At 70.8% G+C, this 18,915-nt stretch carries 17 protein-coding genes; 5 read left to right on the top strand and 12 right to left on the bottom strand.

From position 1 onward, the window contains the following. Window positions 1–73: 73 nt before the first annotated feature. The 4 genes from CFK41_RS17965 to CFK41_RS14355 form a co-directional block, all read right to left on the bottom strand. Window positions 74–1,690 carry a DUF4832 domain-containing protein gene (locus CFK41_RS17965; RefSeq protein WP_169928827.1) on the bottom strand — a complete coding sequence of 539 codons (1,617 nt, stop codon included), beginning with the start codon at window positions 1,688–1,690 and terminating at the stop codon, window positions 74–76. A gap of 48 nt (window positions 1,691–1,738) precedes the next feature. Continuing rightward, the gene (locus CFK41_RS14365) at window positions 1,739–3,439 is read right to left on the bottom strand and encodes an extracellular solute-binding protein (protein ID WP_096800287.1); all 1,701 of its coding nucleotides are present in this window, start codon (window positions 3,437–3,439) and stop codon (window positions 1,739–1,741) included. Between the two features lie 83 nt (window positions 3,440–3,522). After that, window positions 3,523–4,407 (bottom strand): carbohydrate ABC transporter permease, encoded by an 885-nt coding sequence (locus CFK41_RS14360; RefSeq protein WP_096800286.1) that lies wholly within the window; start codon window positions 4,405–4,407, stop codon window positions 3,523–3,525. Continuing rightward, complete coding sequence (locus tag CFK41_RS14355; protein WP_227873095.1) at window positions 4,404–5,411, bottom strand: ABC transporter permease; 1,008 nt, start codon at window positions 5,409–5,411, stop codon at window positions 4,404–4,406. Before CFK41_RS14355 ends, CFK41_RS14360 begins: the two co-directional genes overlap by 4 nt. 151 nt (window positions 5,412–5,562) lie before the next feature. On the opposite strand from CFK41_RS14355, the gene CFK41_RS14350 reads away from it, so the two are divergent. The 3 genes from CFK41_RS14350 to CFK41_RS14340 all read left to right on the top strand — a co-directional run bounded on the left by CFK41_RS14350 (window position 5,563) and on the right by CFK41_RS14340 (window position 9,719). Further along, on the top strand, window positions 5,563–6,654 hold the full coding sequence (locus CFK41_RS14350; protein ID WP_096800285.1) for a LacI family DNA-binding transcriptional regulator: 1,092 nt from the start codon (window positions 5,563–5,565) through the stop codon (window positions 6,652–6,654). A 126-nt stretch (window positions 6,655–6,780) separates the two neighbouring features. Beyond that, window positions 6,781–7,764, top strand: coding sequence for a hydroxyacid dehydrogenase (locus CFK41_RS14345; RefSeq protein WP_169928826.1), 984 nt, complete (start codon window positions 6,781–6,783; stop codon window positions 7,762–7,764). Between the two features lie 23 nt (window positions 7,765–7,787). Then, window positions 7,788–9,719, top strand: coding sequence for a heparinase II/III family protein (locus tag CFK41_RS14340; protein ID WP_096800283.1), 1,932 nt, complete (start codon window positions 7,788–7,790; stop codon window positions 9,717–9,719). A 91-nt stretch (window positions 9,720–9,810) separates the two neighbouring features. Here the strand turns inward: CFK41_RS14340 and CFK41_RS14335 are convergent, their stop codons facing one another. Next, window positions 9,811–10,053 (bottom strand): hypothetical protein, encoded by a 243-nt coding sequence (locus CFK41_RS14335; protein ID WP_096800282.1) that lies wholly within the window; start codon window positions 10,051–10,053, stop codon window positions 9,811–9,813. A gap of 185 nt (window positions 10,054–10,238) precedes the next feature. On the opposite strand from CFK41_RS14335, the gene CFK41_RS14330 reads away from it, so the two are divergent. Beyond that, window positions 10,239–10,694, top strand: coding sequence for an FAD-dependent oxidoreductase (locus CFK41_RS14330; protein WP_096800281.1), 456 nt, complete (start codon window positions 10,239–10,241; stop codon window positions 10,692–10,694). A 616-nt stretch (window positions 10,695–11,310) separates the two neighbouring features. Here the strand turns inward: CFK41_RS14330 and CFK41_RS14325 are convergent. Further along, window positions 11,311–12,336, bottom strand: a complete 1,026-nt coding sequence (locus CFK41_RS14325) for an NAD(P)H-binding protein (RefSeq protein WP_096800280.1) — start codon at window positions 12,334–12,336, stop codon at window positions 11,311–11,313. A gap of 121 nt (window positions 12,337–12,457) precedes the next feature. Between CFK41_RS14325 and CFK41_RS14320 the strand changes: the two genes are divergently transcribed. After that, window positions 12,458–13,120 carry a CPBP family intramembrane glutamic endopeptidase gene (locus CFK41_RS14320; RefSeq protein ID WP_169928825.1) on the top strand — a complete coding sequence of 221 codons (663 nt, stop codon included), beginning with the start codon at window positions 12,458–12,460 and terminating at the stop codon, window positions 13,118–13,120. 24 nt (window positions 13,121–13,144) lie between these two features. Here CFK41_RS14320 and CFK41_RS14315 read toward each other — a convergent pair whose 3' ends face one another. The 6 genes from CFK41_RS14315 to CFK41_RS14290 all read right to left on the bottom strand — a co-directional run bounded on the left by CFK41_RS14315 (window position 13,145) and on the right by CFK41_RS14290 (window position 18,821). Further along, window positions 13,145–13,900 carry a metallophosphoesterase family protein gene (locus CFK41_RS14315; protein ID WP_096800278.1) on the bottom strand — a complete coding sequence of 252 codons (756 nt, stop codon included), beginning with the start codon at window positions 13,898–13,900 and terminating at the stop codon, window positions 13,145–13,147. A gap of 169 nt (window positions 13,901–14,069) precedes the next feature. Continuing rightward, window positions 14,070–14,753, bottom strand: a complete 684-nt coding sequence (locus CFK41_RS14310) for a YitT family protein (protein ID WP_096800277.1) — start codon at window positions 14,751–14,753, stop codon at window positions 14,070–14,072. A 58-nt stretch (window positions 14,754–14,811) separates the two neighbouring features. Then, on the bottom strand, window positions 14,812–15,843 hold the full coding sequence (locus CFK41_RS14305; protein WP_169928824.1) for a bifunctional metallophosphatase/5'-nucleotidase: 1,032 nt from the start codon (window positions 15,841–15,843) through the stop codon (window positions 14,812–14,814). 131 nt (window positions 15,844–15,974) lie between these two features. Beyond that, the gene (locus CFK41_RS14300; RefSeq protein ID WP_096800275.1) at window positions 15,975–16,256 is read right to left on the bottom strand and encodes a hypothetical protein; all 282 of its coding nucleotides are present in this window, start codon (window positions 16,254–16,256) and stop codon (window positions 15,975–15,977) included. A 33-nt stretch (window positions 16,257–16,289) separates the two neighbouring features. Further along, window positions 16,290–17,708: an ABC transporter substrate-binding protein gene (locus CFK41_RS14295; RefSeq protein WP_169928823.1), complete on the bottom strand. Its 1,419-nt coding sequence runs from the start codon at window positions 17,706–17,708 to the stop codon at window positions 16,290–16,292. A gap of 126 nt (window positions 17,709–17,834) precedes the next feature. Continuing rightward, entirely contained in the window at window positions 17,835–18,821 is a 987-nt protein-coding gene (locus tag CFK41_RS14290) for a LacI family DNA-binding transcriptional regulator (RefSeq protein ID WP_096800273.1), read from the bottom strand. Window positions 18,822–18,915 lie beyond the last annotated feature (94 nt).

Below are 18,915 nucleotides of genomic sequence, written 5' to 3'. Positions count from 1 at the left end.
TCCTTTCGCGCGGGTGGAACAGGGGTGGTCGGCCCCGAGGCGAGGTGGGCCTGGCCTCGGGGCCATCGACGGCTCACCGCACGCTGCATCTCCCCAGCAGCAGCCATCCGTCGGCCGTGCGCTCGCCCTCGGCGGCGAGCTCGATGCCGGGGGCGTTCCCGGTCGTGGTGTCGATGATGGCGATGCCCCAGGCCAGGCGCTCCCGCGGCGGACCGCCCACGGTCACCGCGAACGAGTGCTCGTACGTCTCTCCCTGGACCCACTGCGCGGGGTGCGCGGAGGTGTCGACGAAGAGCTGCACCACCCGATGCTCGTCGGCCTCGTCCAGCAGGGCGAGGGCCACCCGGTACTTCCCCTCCCACTGCGGGAGGTCCCCGGGGAACAGTCCCCAGCCCAGGTTCGCCCAGGTGTGGGACAGCGTGACGGGAACCTGCCGCGGGATGCTCGTCGGCAAGGTGGCCTCCACGGGCTGGAGCCGGTACCCGCCCTGGGCGATGAAGTCGTCCACCAGCTCGGGGACGTCCTCGAACCAGGAGGTGGTTTCGTTGATGCGGAAGTCCATGGTGTTCACGTGCGCCTCGATGGAGTCGTCGTACTCGCCGCGACGCACGTCCTCGACGGTCTCGTACCCGCGCGGATCGTCGGAGAAGCTGTGCGACTTCGTCACCCACCCGCCCTCGAACATGATGGGCAGCTTCCCGATCCACTGCGCGGCGAAGTCCCGCTCCCACTGCCCGTAGTACGTGGTCATGCCGAAGGCGTCGTGCCGCAGCATGTACCCCTTGTCGATCGCGTACTCGAGCAGCGCCGCGCTGCCCGGGTCCGGCTCACCCCAGTCCAGGGGACCGCCGATCATCCGGTGGTAGTTGATGGCGAGCGGGACCTTCGCGAAGACCTCGGAGTAGAGGTCCACGCTCCAGTGGAACACCGCCTCCCGGTTCGCGTCGTCGAGGTACCGCATCGAATGGCCCTCGCCCCACTTGCCCAGGCCGTACCCGTCGATGAAGTCGACCTCGACAGGGTCGTCGAAGCGCTCGCCGAGTGCCCGCACGAAGGTCTCGTACTTCGCCTGGAAGATCGGGTCGTCGGGGTAGGGGGACCACACGGTGGTCGACCCGGTCACCGACTCGTACCCCTGGGCTCCCGCCTCGCGGACGTACGCCGGGGTGAAGTCGCTGGACTTGTCGCGGCTGTCGACCACGACGCGGAAGGCGAGGCGCATCCCGCGCTCCTCCGCGCCGCGGATCATCGTGCGCAGCCCCTCGTGCACGTCCCAGCCGTAGACCCCCTCCTCGGGGTTCAGCACGGTCCAGGCGAGGCGGAAGTACAGCGTGTGGGCGTAGTCGGCGACCCGCACGGTGTCCTCGCGCCCGGGGATCACGAGGGCGTCGTAGTTCGTCCAGTAGTCGTCGGCCGGATTCCCCGTCCCGTACAGGACCCAGCCGGTCAGGGGATTGCGCAGCACGGTCGTGGTGTCCGCCGGCGGTCGGTGGGTCACGGCTCCGTCGCGTGCATCGACCTCGGTCCCGGAGGGCCCGGCCGGGACCGGTCCCTCCCCGGAGGCGGGGGCCGCGGAGAGGGCCCCGGCTGCGGCGGCGGTGGTCACCGCGGCGGCGCCGAGCACGGTGCGTCGGCCCAGAGGCGAGGAGGCGGTCGCGGTGTCGGGGGCGGGGGTGCTGGGATGGTGCATCATCATCTCCTCATCGAGAACTGCGGGTGCAGGTGGGTGTCGTGGGCGTCAGCCGAGCTGCTCGGTGTACTCGCCGCGGATGGTGTCCCCGAAGCCGGACTTCCAGCTCTCGACCGCGCCGTGCACCGGGTCCAGTGCCGCGCGCCCGAGCACGTACTCGGTGGCGGCGGTGAGGACATCGCCCTCCGCGGAGCTCGCCTTCGAGGAGGTGGGCGAGTACAGCCCCGCGACCTCGCTCTTGAGCAGCATGCTCTCGGTGGCGCCCTGCCAGGTGTGGTCGCGGGTGAGACGGTCCTCGAGCGGCACCGCGGAGAACAGCACCTGCGGCGGAGCAGAGAGGTAGCTGACGGCGGAGGGGGAGATCTGGGCGGTGCCGTCGTCCGTGAGCGACACGGATCCGTCGCCGCCGCGCGTGTGGTGCTCGCCCTCGGTGCCATAGGTGAGGAAGAAGTTCTCCTCGGAGCCGAAGGGCGCCGCGAGGTAGTTGAGGATCCTCAGCTGGTCCACCAGGCGATCGTCCTCCGCCTTCTTCAGCGCCGTGAAGGAGAACAGCGAGCTGCCCTGGTACATGATCCCGGGGCCGCCGTCGGCCGCGAAGGGCACGATCGCGTCGTACGGCGTCTCGGGCGAGGTCTTGTCCAGCAGCGCCGAGATGCCGTCCTGGTGCAGCAGCGAGGTCCCCGCGGCGAGGTACGCCTTCGCCTGGGATCCGGAGGACGACGGGGTGTCCGGGTGGTAGACGCCCAGGTCCCACAGCTCCTTGATGTACTCGAGGGTCTCGAACCAGGCCTCGGTCTCGAACTTGTGGATCAGCTTCCCGCCCTCGAGCCCCCAGCCGTTCGGCACGCCGAACATGGCGCCCAGGAAGTCCCAGCCCCATTCGACCGCGGAGCCGGCGCTCTGGCCGGTCATCGCGAAGCGCCCCGCCTTGGGGTCGGTGACCTCGGTGAGCATCGCGGTGAACTCGTCCTTCGAGGTGGGAGCGGGCTCCTCTCCCAGGATCTCCTCGAAGAGGTCCGGCCGCGAGACCAGGATCGACCCGAAGGCGGGCCGGTGCACGGGGGTGCCGTAGATCTTCCCGTTGACCCGGCAGTTCTCCCAGGAGATCGACGGCACGTTGGCGAGGTTCGGATAGTCCGAGATCGCGTCCCCGGAGAGGAACGGGGTGAGATCGGCGAACTGGGAGTCGAGCAGCTGCGGATGGTTGGGCGGGAGGTCGAAGGCGATGAACTCGACCATGTCCGGCATGTCGCCGCCGGCGACCACGGTGGCGAACTTCTGCGTGAAGGTCTCCGAGGAGGTGATCCGCATGTCCAGCGTCGTCCCCAGGCGCTCGTTGACCTGGTCGAGGAAGGGGTTGTCGCTGGGAGGCGGTGTGGCGTACGAGATGATGAACGCGGAGACGGGGTCGGAGGACTCGGGCAGCTGCGCGTCCTCGACGGAGCGCCAGAGATCGGCCGACTGCGGCGCCGTGAAGTAGGCGGGCTGCACGATCTCGGTGCCCGGCAGGTCCGGCGTCGGCCCCGTCGTGATCGCCGTGTAGGTGGGGAGCTCCGCCAGATCGGTGCTGATCTGGGCGGGCGATCCGGCACCGCCGGCGGATCCGCCGCAGCCGGCGAGGGCGGATGCCCCGGCGATCCCGGCGAGGCCCACGCCGGCGCCGGAGAGCAGGCGCCGGCGGGAGAACGCCGAGGAGCCGGCCGACGGGACGGCGGGACGGGCGGATCGGGGTGTGGGGAGGTGGGACATGATGACTCCTTCGTGATCACGGACAGGGCGGGAAGACAAGGGCGGCGGGGAACCGCGGAGGGGTGGATCGGAGAGGTGGGGCGTCAGCCCTTCACCGCACCGGTGAGAACGCCCTTGGTGAGATGGCGCTGCACGAACGGGTAGACCATGAGGATCGGAATGATCGCGATCATGACCACGGCCATCTGCACGGACTGCGGGGGCGGGGCGACGGAATCCGTCGAGGTGCCGACGAGCGATGACCCCTGCAGCACGTAGGAGCGGAGCACCAGCTGGAGGGTCCACTTCGCGGTGTCGTCGATGTAGAGCATCGCGTTGAAGAAGGCGTTCCAGTAGCCGACGGCGTAGAACAGGGCGACCACGGCGATCACCGCCCGGGAGAGCGGCACGATGATCTGGCGCAGGATGCGGAACTCCCCGGCGCCGTCGATCTTGGCCGAGTCCACGAGCTCCTGCGGGATGCCCATCATGAAGCCGCGCACCACCACCATGTTGAACACGCTGAACGCGCCGGGGAGGATGAGCGACCACAGGCTGTTGAGTAGTCCCAGCTGCTTCACCACCAGGTACAGCGGGATCATGCTGGGGGCGAAGAGGAACGTGAGCATCACGGTCATCAGCACCGGGCCCTGGAAGAAGGTGCGTCGGCTCAGGCCCCAGGCGGCGAGCACGGTGACGGTCACGGAGAGGGCGGTGCCCACGGCGGTGACGCCCGCGGTGATCAGCAGCGCACGGGTGACGATGCCGCCGCTGAGTACCTGCTGGTACGCCTCGAAGCTCACCGAGCGCGGCCACACCACGTAGCCGCCCGCGGCGGCGACGTCCTCCGCGCTGGAGAGGCTGGTCGAGATCACGGTGAGGAACGGGAACAGGATCACCGCGAGGATCAGCACGATGGTCACGGACTTGAGGACGAGGGCCACGGGACGGGGCTTCCCCGCCCAGGCGGGACGAGTGATGGTGCTCATGACTTCGCGTACACTCCCTGCTCACCGAGCATGTGGGCGGCCTTGTTGGCCGCGAGGATGAGGATCAGGCCGACGAGGCCCTTGATGAGACCGGCGGCGATGCCGGTGGACCAGTTCGCATCGAGCACGCCGTGGAAGTACACGTAGGTGTCGATGACCTCGCCCGCGCCGGGTCCCACCGCGTTGCGCTGCAGCAGGATCTGCTCGAAGCCCACGTTGAGCGCGTCGCCGAGCCGCAGGATCAGCAGCAGCACGATGATCGGCCGGATCCCCGGCAGGGTCACATGCCAGAAGCGCCCCCAGGCCCCGGCGCCGTCGATCGCGGCGGCCTCGTAGAGCGAGTCGTCGATCGCGGCCAGCGCGGCGAGGAAGATGATCGCGCCCCAGCCGGCGTCCTTCCACACCACCTGGGCGGAGATCAGCAGGATGAAGGTGTCGGGATCGGCCATCACGTTCACCGTCCCGAGGTCCAGCTGGCGCAGCCAGTTGTTCATCACGCCGCCGGCGCCGAGGCTCTGCTGGAAGAAGCCCACCACGATCACCCAGGAGAGGAAGTGCGGCAGGTACAGCACCGACTGGAGCGTCGCGCGCAGCCAGGGCCAGGCCAGCGAGTGGATGAGCAGGGCCAGGGCGATCGGCACCGGGAAGAACAGCACCAGCTGCACGGCGGTGATCTCGAGCGTGTTCAGCACGGCGGTCCAGAACGAGGGGTCCTCGAACAGCAGCGTGAAGTTCCGCAGGCCCACCCAGGGGCTCTGCGCGATCGGGATGTACGGCTGGTAGTCCATGAACGCGATGACGTTGCCCAGCAGCGGCACGTACACGAACAGCAGCAGCAGGATCAGCGCGGGGACCACCATGAGCGCGAGCGGGTAGTCGCGGCGCGCCCGTGCTCCGAAGGTGAGCCGGCGGCGCAGCGGCGCCGTGCCCTGACCGTGCCCGGCGGGCACCGGTGCGGGACCGGGCACCGGCAGGGCCGGACGGGTGGGTGAGGTGACGTTCACGGTGGCTCCTTCGCACACGGACGGACGGGGCGGTCGAGACGTCTGCACGCCTCATCGCGGGCTCCCGACTGCCTGGACAGCATCCGCAGGTGGCATGATGCCGGTCAAGACAATCTGACCATTCGAACAGAAGACGAACATCGGAGACCTGATGGATGTGCACGAACGGCAGCAGCGGATCCTCGCGGAGCTCCGGCTGCACGGGAGCCTCTCCGCGGCGGACTTCGCGACCCGCACCGGCGTCTCGCCCATGACTGTGCGGCGCGACCTGCGCGAGCTCGCCGACGACGGCCGGCTGCGCCGTGTGCACGGCGGCGCGGAATCGGTGGACGCCTCGCCCTATGCGGCGTTGCGTCATCGTCCCGCCGCGCGCACGGTCCCCGATCCGCTCCAGCCCGCCGCGCCGCTGTTCACGCTCGGCCAGGTCAGCCCGGATCCGAGCTACCACTTCCCGCCCATCGTCGACAGCGCGGTCGAGCGGGCCCGCGCCCTGGGAGGCCGCGTGGTGCTCGGGGTGTCCCGCTACCAGCGCGAGCGCGAGAGCCACCAGATCGAGCGGCTGCTCGCCGGCGGCGTCGACGCGCTGCTGGTCACCACGACGGTCGCGGACTCCTTCGAGGTGCTCGCCCGGCTCGCCGAGGTGACGATCCCCGTGGTGCTCGTCGAACGCTCCGTCGAGGAGGCGCCTGTCGGCGACGCCCTCGAATCGGTGCGCACCGATCACGCTGCGGGCATGGTCCTCGCCGTGAAGCACCTCGTGGAGCTGGGCCACGAGCACCTGCGGGTGCTCGCCTACGACACGCCGACCACGCCGTTCCTGCGCCAGGGGCTCGATCGCGCCGTGCGGCAGCTGGGCCTGGACGAGGGCGCGGACATGGTCGGCGTGAACGAGGTCGACGGTCCGGGCGAGCACCTGCGCGGTCTCCTCGAGCAGGCCGTCGCCGACGGCGTGACGGCGCTGGTGGTGCACTCCGATCACCTCGCCGTGGACCTCACCGGAGTGGCCGTGGCCAGCGGGATCGACGTGCCCGGCGACCTCTCGATCGTCGCCTACGACGACCAGGTCGCGGCGCTCGCGGAGGTACCGCTCACCGCCGTGACCCGTCCCAGCCGGGACATCGGGGCGCTCGCCGCGACCATGGCCTTCGAGCGTCTCGCCACAACGGACACCGTGAGCGCGAGCCGGCACGTGACTCTGCGGCCCAGCCTGACCGTGAGGAGCTCGACCGCTCCGCCCCACTGATGTTCGGAACATGTGCGAACGAACTGCACATGTTGACACTGTGCGCGGGGGGCGGCTGTGATGGCACGGCTGACGAGCCTGAGGAGGCCATCGATGTCCCGATCGAGGACGAGTACGGGTTTCATGATGCCGGAGCCGAGTTTCCGCCGCGTGTTCCACCAGGTCGACATCCAGAGGCTGGAGAGCGATCCGTCGCTCGAGCTGCTGTCCGAGCGTCCGCTCGACCCGGAGGTCGCGGCGGACCGCGCCCTGCTCGCGCGCATTGAGGTGCTGATCACCGGGTGGGGCACCCCGATGATCGACGCCGACATGCTCCAGCTGCTGCCGAACCTCCGCGCCATCGCCCACTCCGGCGGCACGGTGCGCCCGGTCGTCGATCCGGTCGTGTGCGAGCGCGGCATCGCGGTGAGCTCCGCCGCCGCCGCGAACGCGATCCCCGTGGCCGAGTACACCCTCGCGCTGATCATCCTGGGCGCCAAGCGGGCGTTCTGGGCGGCGGACAGGGTGCGGGCGGGGAAGGGCGATGAGGAGCTCGAGACGGCATGGCCGGCCGTCGGGATCCGCGGTCGCACCGTCGGGATCGTCGGGGCCTCCACCATCGGCCGTCTGGTGATCGAGCGTCTGCGCGGGCTCGAGCTCGAGGTGCTTCTGCACGACCCCACGCTCCATCCCGTCGAGGCGGCGGAGCTCGGGGTGCAGCCGGTGGGCCTCGCCGAGCTCGTCGAGCGCAGCGACATCCTCTCGCTCCACGCCCCGTCGCTGCCCAGCACGCGCGGCATGATCGACCGTGAGCTCATCGCGCGGATGCGACCCGGCACCACGCTGATCAACACCGCGCGCGGCGACCTCCTGGACCAGGACGCGCTCGCCGAGCGGCTCGAGCGCGGGGACCTGGTGGCCCTCCTGGACGTCGCCGCCGAGGAGCCCCTGCCGCTGCACAGCCGGCTGCGCACCACCCCGAACACCTTCCTCACCCCGCACATCGCCGGGTCGATCGGCACCGAGCTGGGACGGCTCTCCGCCCACGCCGTCGACGAGGCCATCGCCTTCGCGACCGACGGATCGTTCCGCCGCGGCATCGACCAGAAGACGTTCGCCCTGCGCGCCTGAGCTCATCGCCCCGAGGAGGAGCCATGACCCCTACCGTCCCGACCCTGCGCGCGCTGCTCACGCCCGGTGCCCGCGCCGCTCTGCGCCCGCAGGGCTGGCAGGCCGCCCCTCCCGTCGAGGACCGGCCCGCCTGGTCGGACCTCGCCGCGTCCGATGTCGAGCACGTCCTCGAGTCCGCGCGGCGATGGAGCGACCGCGCGCGCGAGGACCCGCCGACGCTCTCGCTGTGGCACCACTACCACGCGACCGGCGAGAGGACGCCGTACGAGACCGCGCAGCGAGGGCTGCTCGGAAACGTCGGCAGCGCTGCACTCGCGCTCGCCGTCACCGACGACGACGCCTGGGCGGCAGAGCTGGCCGACGCGATCTGGCGCCTGTGCGAGCTGAGCGCCTGGTGCCTTCCCTCGCACTACGCCCTGCCGGAGTCGGGGGAGAGGCCGCCTCTCCCGCAGCCCGGCCGCGACATCCTGGACCTCTCCGACGGCTATGTCGGCGGGATGCTCGCCGCGATCGACAGCGTCGCGGGGGCTCGCCTCGAGCGCACCTATCCCGGGCTCCGCGCCCGGGTGCATCACGAGATCCGCCGACGCGTGCTCGAGCCATGGCGCACCGAGATCTACCACTGGCACGGGCTCGACGAGGTCCCCAACAACTGGGCGCCCTGGATCGTCTCCAACGTTCTCGTGTGCGCCGCGGTGGTCGAACCGTCGGCAGAGGTCCTCGCCGACGACATCGGTCGTGCCCTCGAGATCCTCGACCGCTTCCGCGGCGGGTACTCCGCCGACGGCAGCTGCGATGAGGGTGCCACCTACTGGTGGTGGGCCGGGGCCACCCTGTTCGAGGCGCTCGTGCTGCTGCGCCAGATGAGCGATGGCGCGATCGATGGTTTCGCCGTGGACCCCGTCCCGGCGATGAGCAGGTTCCCGATGCTCATGCAGATCGGGACGAACTCCCAGGTCAACTACTCCGACGGTGCCGCCTCGCTGCCCCCGAACGCCTCCTGGCACCTGCTCACGCGCTTCGGCGACCTCGTCGGCGATCAGGAGGTTGCCCGACACGGCCGATGGATGGGCCGGCGGCACCCCTTCCACCTCCCCGAGCAGCTCGCACCGCAGTTCCTCCGCACCCTCGCCGAGCTGCGGGACCCCGGCTGGGCGCTCGGGCCCGCCGCCGCCGGGATGCCCTCATCTTGGTACGCCCCGGGGACCGAGGTCGCCGTCGCCCGCGAGCATGCTGGGGACACCTCCGGCTGGTTCATCGCCGCCAAGGGCGGTCACAACGACGTCAGCCACAACCACAACGACGTCGGCGGAGTGATCGCTTCGCTCGACGGGAACCCGGTGCTCATCGACGTCGGCGTCGGCGTCTACCGCCGCGAGACCTTCGAACCGGCGACGCGCTACGGGATCTGGACGATGCGCAGCGCCTACCACTCCGTACCGCTGCCCGACGGTGTCGAGCAGTCGTTCGGCGAAGAGTTCGCGGCGCGGTCCACGACGTTCGCCGACGACGGCCGAACCGTCGTGATCTCCATGGACCTGGCGACCGCGTACCCATCGGAGGCCGAGCTGCTCCGCGCCGAGCGCACGGTGACGATGCAGCGGAGCGCGACCCCGGGACGTGACGAGACGCCTGCGGAGTCTGCGCGGGGAGCGACCCTCGTCCTGCACGACGCGTGGCGCTTCCGGGCGCCGCGACGCATGACCCTGGTGCTCATGACCGCCGATCGGCCCGAGCTGACCGGGGAGTCCGAACCGGACCGCCACAGGACGCTCCGCATCGGCGCGGCCGCCGCGACCTTCGACCCGACGGGCTTCGCCGTGACCACCGAGGCGATCCCGGTCGACGACCCCAAGCTCGCCTCGGTGTGGGGATCCCACGTGCACCGCACCCTCGTGACCCAGGAGGCGCCTGCGCTGGACGGCGAACTGCGCCTGGAGTTCGCCAGGGTCTGAGCGGCACCGATCTGATCGCGGTCGGGGGGGGGCGAGGCCTCCAGGGTCTCGCGGGCGGACTCGGTGCTGCGATCGCGCCGGAAGCGCATGATCAGGACGCCGTGCGAACAGCCCACCCTTCTCGAAGGAGAGCGAAGATCGAGTCCATCGCGTGCACCGGGTCGGGCTGCTCTCGGATGATCGCCGGAATGTCCAGGAACCATCGGGCGAGCGCCGCGCACGACACGTCGTCGGCGGGACGGTCCATCTCGGCGGCGATCGCGGTCGCCAGGCTTCTGCTGTGCCTGGTCCACATCCGGTCCGAGTAGGTCAGCAGCGCGGGCGTCGAGTTCACGAGCCGTGCGAAGTCGTCGGCCCGGGGGTGCTCCGAGATCGCGGCGTAGGCCTCCTGGGCGTGGCGCTGCAGGGCGTCGATGACGCCTTCGCCCTCCCGAGATCGCGGAGCTTGTCGGGCACGGTGGGGCGCACGCCGCTGACGGTGCCCGCGGACTCTTCGCGCAGCGCAACGGCGGAGACCATGTGCGCGTCTACATCATCCAGCAGGGGCCCGTCGACTGGATCGCGCAGGCGGGTCTTCGAGCGGGCGACATCGTGGGCATCCGTGAACATCTCTTGCAGGAGTTCGCGGCATGGTCGCCCGAGCTGCAGCGTCTTGTGTCCGAGAACGACGGTGCGTACCTCGACCGTCCGATCTTCGCGCTGCCGGTCCCGCACACCTGGGACCGCAGTCCGACCGCGACACTTCTCGGCGATGCCGCGTACCTCATGCCGCCGCTCGGAGTCGGCGTCAACATGGCGATGCTCGACGCGAGCGATCTCGCACTGGCGATCGCGAACAGTGCCACCGCTGCGGAGGCCATCGGGCTCTACGAGGAGAGCATGATGCCGCGCTCGATCGAGTACGCGAGTCTGCTCCAGGGCCATGCAGGGGATCTGCTGGACGCGATGGTCCCCGAGTTCGACACCGCAGACTGACGGCCGATCGAACATCGCCTCGAACATCGCGAGCGAGGCGGCGCCGACTGGCACGGCATCCCCTCCCGATGGCGGTTCCACGCACGGAGGCCTCGTGGTGGCCTCGGGTGTTGCAGTGCGCGTTGACCAGTGCTGATGCCATGGGAAGACAAGCTGCCTCGAAGGCTGGCCACGGCAGGGTGCCTCGTGCCCGACCTCTCAGCCGAGCCCGTCGACCCACGCCAGATTCCGCTCCAGCGCCTCCCCGTCGCAGCCCAGCCCCACCACCAGCGTCCGCTCCCCATCGTCGTGGACCAGCGACTCCATCGTCACCCGGTGGTCGCGCCCGTGCAGCCACAGCCGCGGGCGCTGCGCATCCGCCGCCGCCCGCAGCCGTTCCCAGTTCTCCTCGCAGTCCTCGAGCCCGCCCCGCCGAGCGCGAGGGCGTCCTCGCCGCCCAGCATCACCCGCTGGCCATCGTGCAGGTGGCACACCCGGGAAGACCTCACACCCAGGCAGCTCGTCTTAGGAGAAGGGGTGATGGGGTTCGCCAGGGAACTCCGTCCAACTGTCGTTCTCGAAGACTGTGGATCGGCGGCGGCGAGCACTGTCGCGAGCGTCCCGCTTCTGGAGATGCTCAGCCCCGCTTGAACTCCATCAGCCGCTCCTGCCCGTCACCGTTCGTCGCCCACTCGGGATCACCCGGCAGCACCCCGAGCGGATCCCGCTCCTGGGGGCTGCGGCTCGCATCCGGCACGGCGAGGCTGCGCCGCAGCGCCTCGTCGACCGAGACCCGCGGCGCGTGACCGCTCGGCAGCAGCTCGGCCAGCCACCGTTCGTCCCGCGCGACCATGTCCTCGCGCAGGCTCTCCATGAGCGCGGAGACCGTCGAGGCGGGGATGTCGGAGAGCCATGAGGCCACGCTCGAGACCAGGGCCTGGGGCATCACCGGGACGGAGAAACCCGGCCGCTGCCGGTCCGTGAGCTCCAGGACCTTCTCGACCAGCCGCGGATAGGCGATCGGGTCGCCCCCGCCGATGTCGTACACGCCGTGGGCGCTCTCGGTGGTCACGGCGCCCCGGATCGCGGCGACGGCATCGACCACGGAGATCGGCTCCACCAGATGGTCCATCCAGTCCGGGAACACGGTCACGGGGAGGCGGTGGGCCAGCTGGGTCATCAGCTCGAAGCTCGTCGAGCCCGCGCCGAGCACCACCGCGGCCCGCAGCCCCACGAAGCGGCATCCCACCTCGGAGAGCTCCTCCTCGACCTCGAGGCGGGAGATCAGGTGCTCGGAGAGCTCCTCGCGCGGGATGGCGGGGATGAGGCCCGAGAGGTAGACCACGGCCGTCACGGCGGAGGCGTCGACGGCGGCGCGCACGCGTTGCGCGGCGGCGCGGTCCGCCTCCCGGAAGTCGTCCCCGCCCATGCCGTGGACCAGGTAGACCACCGCCTCCAGGGACGGGTCCTCGCTGATCGCGGCACGCACGGACTCGTCCTCGGTCACGTCCAGCTCGACCCGGTCGACGGCGCCGCTCCACCAGAAGGCATCGAGCTTGTGGAGATCCCGGGCCCCGGCGACCACCTGGTGGCCGTCCTCGAGCAGCCCGGGGATCACCCGGCTGCCCACGTACCCTCCGGCTCCGATGACGAGTACGCGCATGGTCGACCTCCGTGTCAGAGCACCTGTGGTGCGGCCTGTGTGCACAGGTCTATACGAGCCGGCGCCCGGAGGCAAGGCCTGCCGCGGCCCGTCGCGGCGCGCGGCCTCGTACGCTACGAGCATGAACCCTGATCGCCCCGCGCCCCGTCCCGGAGCGTGGTGGGCTGTCGGAGTCGCCGTCGTCGTCGCGGCGCCGCTCCTGGCCGCCTCGCTGCACGCCCAGGGCGGGGGACCGGGGACCGTGGCCGGATGGGCGCTCGGCATCGCCCTGACCTGGACCGTGGGAGGGCTGGTGATCATGCGCCTGGCCCCGCCGGAGCAGCCCCGCCGCGATCTTCGGCGCGCGCCTCTGATCACGGTGGCCGCCGTGGGCGTCGGCCTCGCCGCGGCGTCGCTCGCGGGCGGACTCGTCCTGGCGGGCATCCCGGCCACCGCCGCATGGGTGACCGGGCCGGTCGCCGCGGCGGCCGACGGACGGTGGGGGGTGCTCGCCGTCGCGCTCCTGGCGGGCGCTGGCGAGGAGGTGTTCTTCCGGGGCGCCCTGCCTCGGCTCCTCTCGGGCCTGGCCCGGTGGATGGTCCCCACCGCGGTGTATGCCGCCGTCACGCTGTGCACGGGCAGCCCCGCCCTCGCCGCGATGGCGCTCCTCCTGGGACCGGTGGCGATGTGGGCCCGGGAGATCACCGGCTCACTCGCCGGGGCACTGTACGTCCACGCCCTCTGGACGCTCACCATGGTGGGGCTCTTCCCGATCGTCCTCGCCGCTGCCGGCCTCGCCGGCTGAGGGGTCAGTCCGCTCCGCGAGCCCTCACCCGATCCCCTCGACCCGCACCAGGTTCCGCTCGAGCGACTCCCCGTCGCAGTCCAACCCCACCACGAGCGTCCGCTCTCCATCGTCGTGGACCAGCTGCTCCCTCGTAACCTGGTGATAGTGCCCGTGCAGCCACAGCCGCGGACGCAACGCCTCCGCCGCCGCCCGCAGCCGCTCCCGGTTCTCCTCGCAGTACTCGAGCACGCCCGGATCGTCGTCCTCGTAGAAGGCCCCGAAGCGCGGGTCCAGTCGCAGGTCCACGCCGGCGGGGCAGTCGTGGGCGAGCACGATGTCCGCCGGTCCGTCGGCGATCGCCTGTTCAACCACCGCGGCCGGGGTGATCTCGTCGGCCCACCAGGAGGCCCCGTGGAGGCGGTGGGCGCGGTCGATGGAGCCCGCCCCGCCGAGCGCGAGGACCACCTCGTCGCCCAGCATCACCCGCTGACCGTCCCGCAGGTGGCGCACCCGGGAGGAGACGATCCCGTGGCCGTGCGGATCGCGGGGGAGCTGATCGAGGTGGTCCACATCGTCATGGTTGCCGCGCACGAACAGCAGCTGCATCTCGTGCGCGGCAAGGGCCTGCTCGACCGCATCGCAGAAGGTCTGCGAATAGAGGTAGCCGTAATCGCCCAGATGCAGGATCGTGCGGGCTCCGTACGTCGCCGCCTGCGCGATCGCCGCCTCCGCCCACCGGGTGTTGCCGTGCCAGTCCCCGGCGGCGACGGCCGTGGTGGGGTCGATCTCGAGCATCATGGCCTCTCCGGTGGGGAGCGGCCATCGTTGCAGAGATTCCCCGCCGTTACGGCGTCGCGCGTCAGGACGGCACCTGTTGTGACCTCAGGACGTGCACGATCATTCTCGATGGCCACGAGCTCCGGGGCGACGACCGAGTGGCCCGCCTCCGCCTCCCCGCCCGCTCACCTCACGCCCGGTACCGCCCCGGCCGATGGTTCAGTGCGAGCACCACGTTCAGCACCACCCCGCCCAGGGCTGACAGCAGCACGCGCGGGACGTCGAGCACCAGCAGGGACAGCAGGATCACGGCGACGTCGAGGGCCATTTGCACGTAGCCGGCGCGCAGACCCGCGCGCTCCTGAAGGATCAGAGCCAGGATGTTGAAGCCGCCCAGGCTCGCCCCGTGGCGGAAGATGATCAGCAGGCCGACGCCTACCAGCAGGTTGCCGCCGATCACCGCGTACAGCAGCGGCACATCCTCGAGCGGCAGGAACCGGGGATGGATCAGGCTGAACACGGAGATCAGCCCCACGCAGATGGCCGTCTTCACCGTGAACACCCACCCCTTCTTCCACCAGGCCAGCGCGAAGAACGGCAGGTTCACCAGCGCGAACAGCAGCGCGAACGGCGTCGACAGCGCATGGGTGAGCAGCAGAGCCAAGCCCGCCGTGCCGCCGGTGACCGCGCCCGCGCTCTGCAGCAGGTACAGGCCGAGCGACGCCAGGAACGTCCCCGTCAGCACGCCCAGCACGTCCTCGGTGGGGCGATGCGGGATCACGGCGTCGATGGGGAGCGGTGTAGCTGCAGGCGCGTCGGTCGGGGAGTCGGGCGTTGCAGTCTCCGCCGAGGGGTCGCAGGGGGTTGAGGGCATGTCGTCACTGTAGGTGCGCCGACGCTCGCCCGTCGGCCCGTCGTCCCCCGCGGCCGGGTCACCCCTCCGCGAGCATCGCCCGGTACCTGTCGATGATCGCGACCACCTTCGGGTCCTCCTCGACGTCCGAGAGGTCCTCGTAGAGGGAGCCGTCGAACGTGGTGAGCACGTACTCGCCGCCCTGCACGGTGAACTCGAGGTCGAGGCGGGTGAGGTAGTGCTCCTGCTCGCCGCCGCCCTGCGTGATCGGGACGACCGCGCCGTCGGCGTTCACCTCGGTCTCCGGGGTGCGGATGATCCTGTGGGTGTCGGCGCCGAGCACCACGTCGACGCCGCCGAGCGTCGCGATGCGGTGGTCGTCGTCGTTGCCGGCGTGGCTGAGGATCACGTTCACGTGGCTCTTCGAGGAGGCGTCGGCGAGCAGACCGCCCTCGAGCGCCTCGACCGGGTCGATGAAGTCCAGGCCGGCGACGTCCTCCCACTCGCGCACCTCGGGCTTCATCGTGGTCACGCCGATGAGGCCCACCTTCACGCCGGAGTAGGACTTCGTGATCGACGCCTTCGCGAAGGGCAGCAGCTTGCCGGTGTCCTCGTAGACCACGTTGCCGCAGAGGATCGGGAAGTTCAGCGTGCGCTGGTAGTCCTTGAGCTGCTCGTAGGAGTCCTCGGCGGTGCCGTCGCCGGCGGGGAACACGCGGAAGTCGTTGTTGCCGATGACGGTCGCGGCGTAGCCGATCTCCTTGAGGATCTCGGTCTCCAGGGCGCTCTGGAACTCCTCGAACTCGCCGCGCAGGAACAGGTCTCCGCCATCGACCACCAGAACGTTCTCCTCCTCGGAGCGCACCTGGTCGATGAGCGTCGCGTACTTCGCGACGTTGTTCTCGTGGAGGCGGCCGTCCGCCGTCTCGACCACTTCCTGCAGGTGCCCGTGGAGGTCGTTGGTCTGCATGATCGTGAGGCGGAACGTGGTGCCCTCGACGAGCTTCGCGTCCTTCGAGGTGTTCGGCGCGGCCAGCGCCGAGCCGGCGGGTGCGACCAGGCCGACGGCGAGGGCGGAGGTGAGAAGACGACGACGGGACAGGGCTGCCATGATGCGCTCCAGGAGGGGTGGGGAGGGGACTCGTAACGGGTCGCCCATTCCATCGGACCTGCATGACGCGCGAGGCGACCGGCAGTGAACGCGGCGTGAACTGCTGCGCGGGCAGGGCCGGGGGTGCTCCGCTATTCGCGGTCCCGTGACCTCAGAAGGAGTCCGATCACGCCCGGGATGAGGAAGGTGAGCGCCCAGGCGCCGAACACCGCGACGATGTAGGGGAGGAGCTCCTGCCTGCTCTCCGCGGGAACCTCCGAGCCGACCAGGAAGTAGGTGGCCACCAGGAGCACGCCGAGCAGGAACAGCAGCACGCGTACCGTGTTCACCAGCGTGCGGATCGGACGCGTGGCGAGCCGAACGAGGAATCCGAGCACGACGCCGACGGCCAGCAGAGCGGGGAGGAGCCACATGGTGATCGACCGTACCGTGCGCGCCCCCTCACCTCACCCGGTGACCATCCCGTTCACCTCGGTGAGCGTCTGCTCCGCCGCCTCGGCCGGGGTCACCCGCTTGAAGCGCACGTCGGAGAGCAGGCGGGTGAAGGTGTCCTGCGAGTCGGCGGTGCCCATGGGCTGCACGGCCGGCGCGGAGCCCAGCTCGGGGGTGATCGCGGTGAGGAACTCGACCACCTCCTGATCGGTGTCGGTCAGGGCATCGCCCATCGCCTCGATCGCCGCGGCGCTCGAGGGGACGCCGCGGTTCAGCAGCTGGATCTTCTGGGCGCCGGGGTCGCTCACCAGGAAGTCCACGAGCGCGGCGGCCTTCTCGGCATTCTTCGACGCCTTCGCGATCGACCAGTACATCGTCGCCTTCTTGAACAGCCCGTTCTCGCTCGCGCTGCCCGCGAAGGACGGCGGGCGCAGCATGACGATGTCCTGCGTGCCGGCGGCGTCGCGCACGGACTGCAGCTGGTTCGTCCACGTCCAGCTCATCGCGGAGCGCCCGGTGGAGAACGCCGTCTGCTCGATCGTGACGGAGCCGTCCTCGACGGCGGCGTCGGCCCCGAGGGTGGCCCCGGACTCCTGCAGGTCGAGGTAGAGCTGGTACCACTCGGCCAGGGACTCGGCGGCGCAGCCCATCCCGTCGGCCGCCCAGAGGTCCTCGCCCTTCTGGCGCAGGAAGATCGTCAGGTCCGCGTAGCTCGCGCCGCCGCTCACGCCGGTGGCGACCCCGGAGTCGGCGATGCGCTGGGCGATGTCGCGGAAGTCGTCCCAGGTCCAGGTGGTGTCATCGGGCATCTCCACCCCGGCCTTCTCGAACAGAGCCGGGTTCACGACCACCACCCAGGCGTTCGAGCCGGTGGAGAGGCCGGTGAGCACGCCGTCCACCCGGCCCGCGTCCAGATCCGCGCCGTCGATCCCGGAGAGGTCCAGGCCCGGCAGGGACTCGAGGTCGGCGAGCACGCCGCGGCCGGAGTACTCGGCGATGAACTTGCCGTCCATGTTGATGACGTCCGGGGGAGTGCCGCCGGCGACCTGCGTGGCGAGCCGGTCCCAGTAGCCGTCCCACTCCGAGGGCTGCAGCGCCACCTCGACCTCGGGCTTCGCGGCATGGAACGCCTCCACCATCTCGGCGGTGAACTCCTGGTAGAAGCTCGGACCCCAGAAGGTGAAGCTGACCTCGTTCGAGGTCGAGGCCCCGCCGGCGGAGGGCCCGCAGGCCGCCAGCAGCAGCGAGGAGGCGAGCCCGCCGGCGAGCACCGTGCGGCGGTGGAACCCGCGCTGGGAGCGGGGGCGGCTGCCGGCGCCCGCGGCGCGCAGCCAGATCCCGGAGCTGCCGGGGGCGGGGGAGGTGCGGCACGTGAGCGGCGCAGGGGCCGCGCGGAAGGCGGAGGGCGCGGGGTGCTGGTGCAGGGTGTGCATGGAGGATCCTTCGTTCGTCGTTGACCGTAGGAACTGCGGGGTGGAGGCGAGCATAGGACGCCGGGATAGCGCTGTCCAGAGGTGCCCGCACCATGAGGGTTGCGCCCGCCGAGACCCCGCAGAGGACTACCGCCGACGCACCGAACCACCCGTGACCAGGCGCGGCGCGAGCACCACCCGCTCCGGGCGCGAGCTCGGACCGCCTTCGAGGCGCGCCCGGATCCGCGCGGCGGCCTGGGCCGCGATCTCGTGCTCCGGCTGCTCGATGAGGGTGAGCGTGGGCTGGGTGGCGCGCGCCAGATCCGTCGCGTCGAAGCCCACCAGCGAGATGTCCTCCCCGATCCGCAGACCCGAGTCGTTCATCGCGATCACGGCCCCGAGGGTCAGCTCGTAGTTCGAGGAGAACACCGCCGTTGGCCGCCGACGCTGCAGCAGGATCTCGCCCATCGCGCGCCGACCCTGCTCGATCGTGAGCGGGCCGCTGGTCACCAGCTCCGGGGCCAGCTCCGCCCCGGCGCCCGCCGCCTCGACGAGGAAGCCCTCGGTGCGGTCGTTCGTGGTGGAGATGCTGCGGTCCCCGCCCACCACCGCCAGGGCCCGATGGCCGTGGTCCAGCAGATGGCGGGCCGCGATCCGGCCGGCCTCGCGGTTGTCGAGGTAGACGCCGTCGCTGCCGGGGACATCCGCCTCCCAGTCGATGAGCACCACCGGTATCTCCTGCGCCGCGCGCCGCAGCGCCTCCAGATCGTGCGGCGAGGCGACGGCGATGATGCCGTCCACCTGCCGGGTGCGCAGCAGCTCCGCCGCCCCGACGGCGGCGTCCGGGCTCGAGGAGACGATCACGCTCAGCCCGGCCGGGCGCAGCGCCGCCTCGACCCCCGCGATCAGCGCGAGGTGGAAGCCGTTGTCGAGCACGGGCAGCAGCACGCCCACGGTGCGCGAGCGCTGCGAGCGCAGACCGGAGGCGAGCACGTTGGGCCGGTAGTCCAGGCGGGCCGCGGCCGCCTCGATCGCCGCACGGTTCTCCGGCCGGATGGGGAGGCCGTTGAAGTGCTTCGAGATCGTCGAGAGGGCCAGGCCCGTCTCGGCCCGGATGTCCTTGTACGAGGTCATCGGATCTCCCTTGCTCCGTGGGGCTTGACGAGCACCTCCGGCGATCCTACGGTAAAACCCGCGAAACGATTCGCCCCGCGCGCGAGCGCCCTCG

Source organism: Brachybacterium ginsengisoli, assembly GCF_002407065.1.
Lineage (GTDB): Bacteria > Actinomycetota > Actinomycetes > Actinomycetales > Dermabacteraceae > Brachybacterium > Brachybacterium ginsengisoli.
This window is presented reverse-complemented; position numbering and strand designations above follow the sequence as displayed.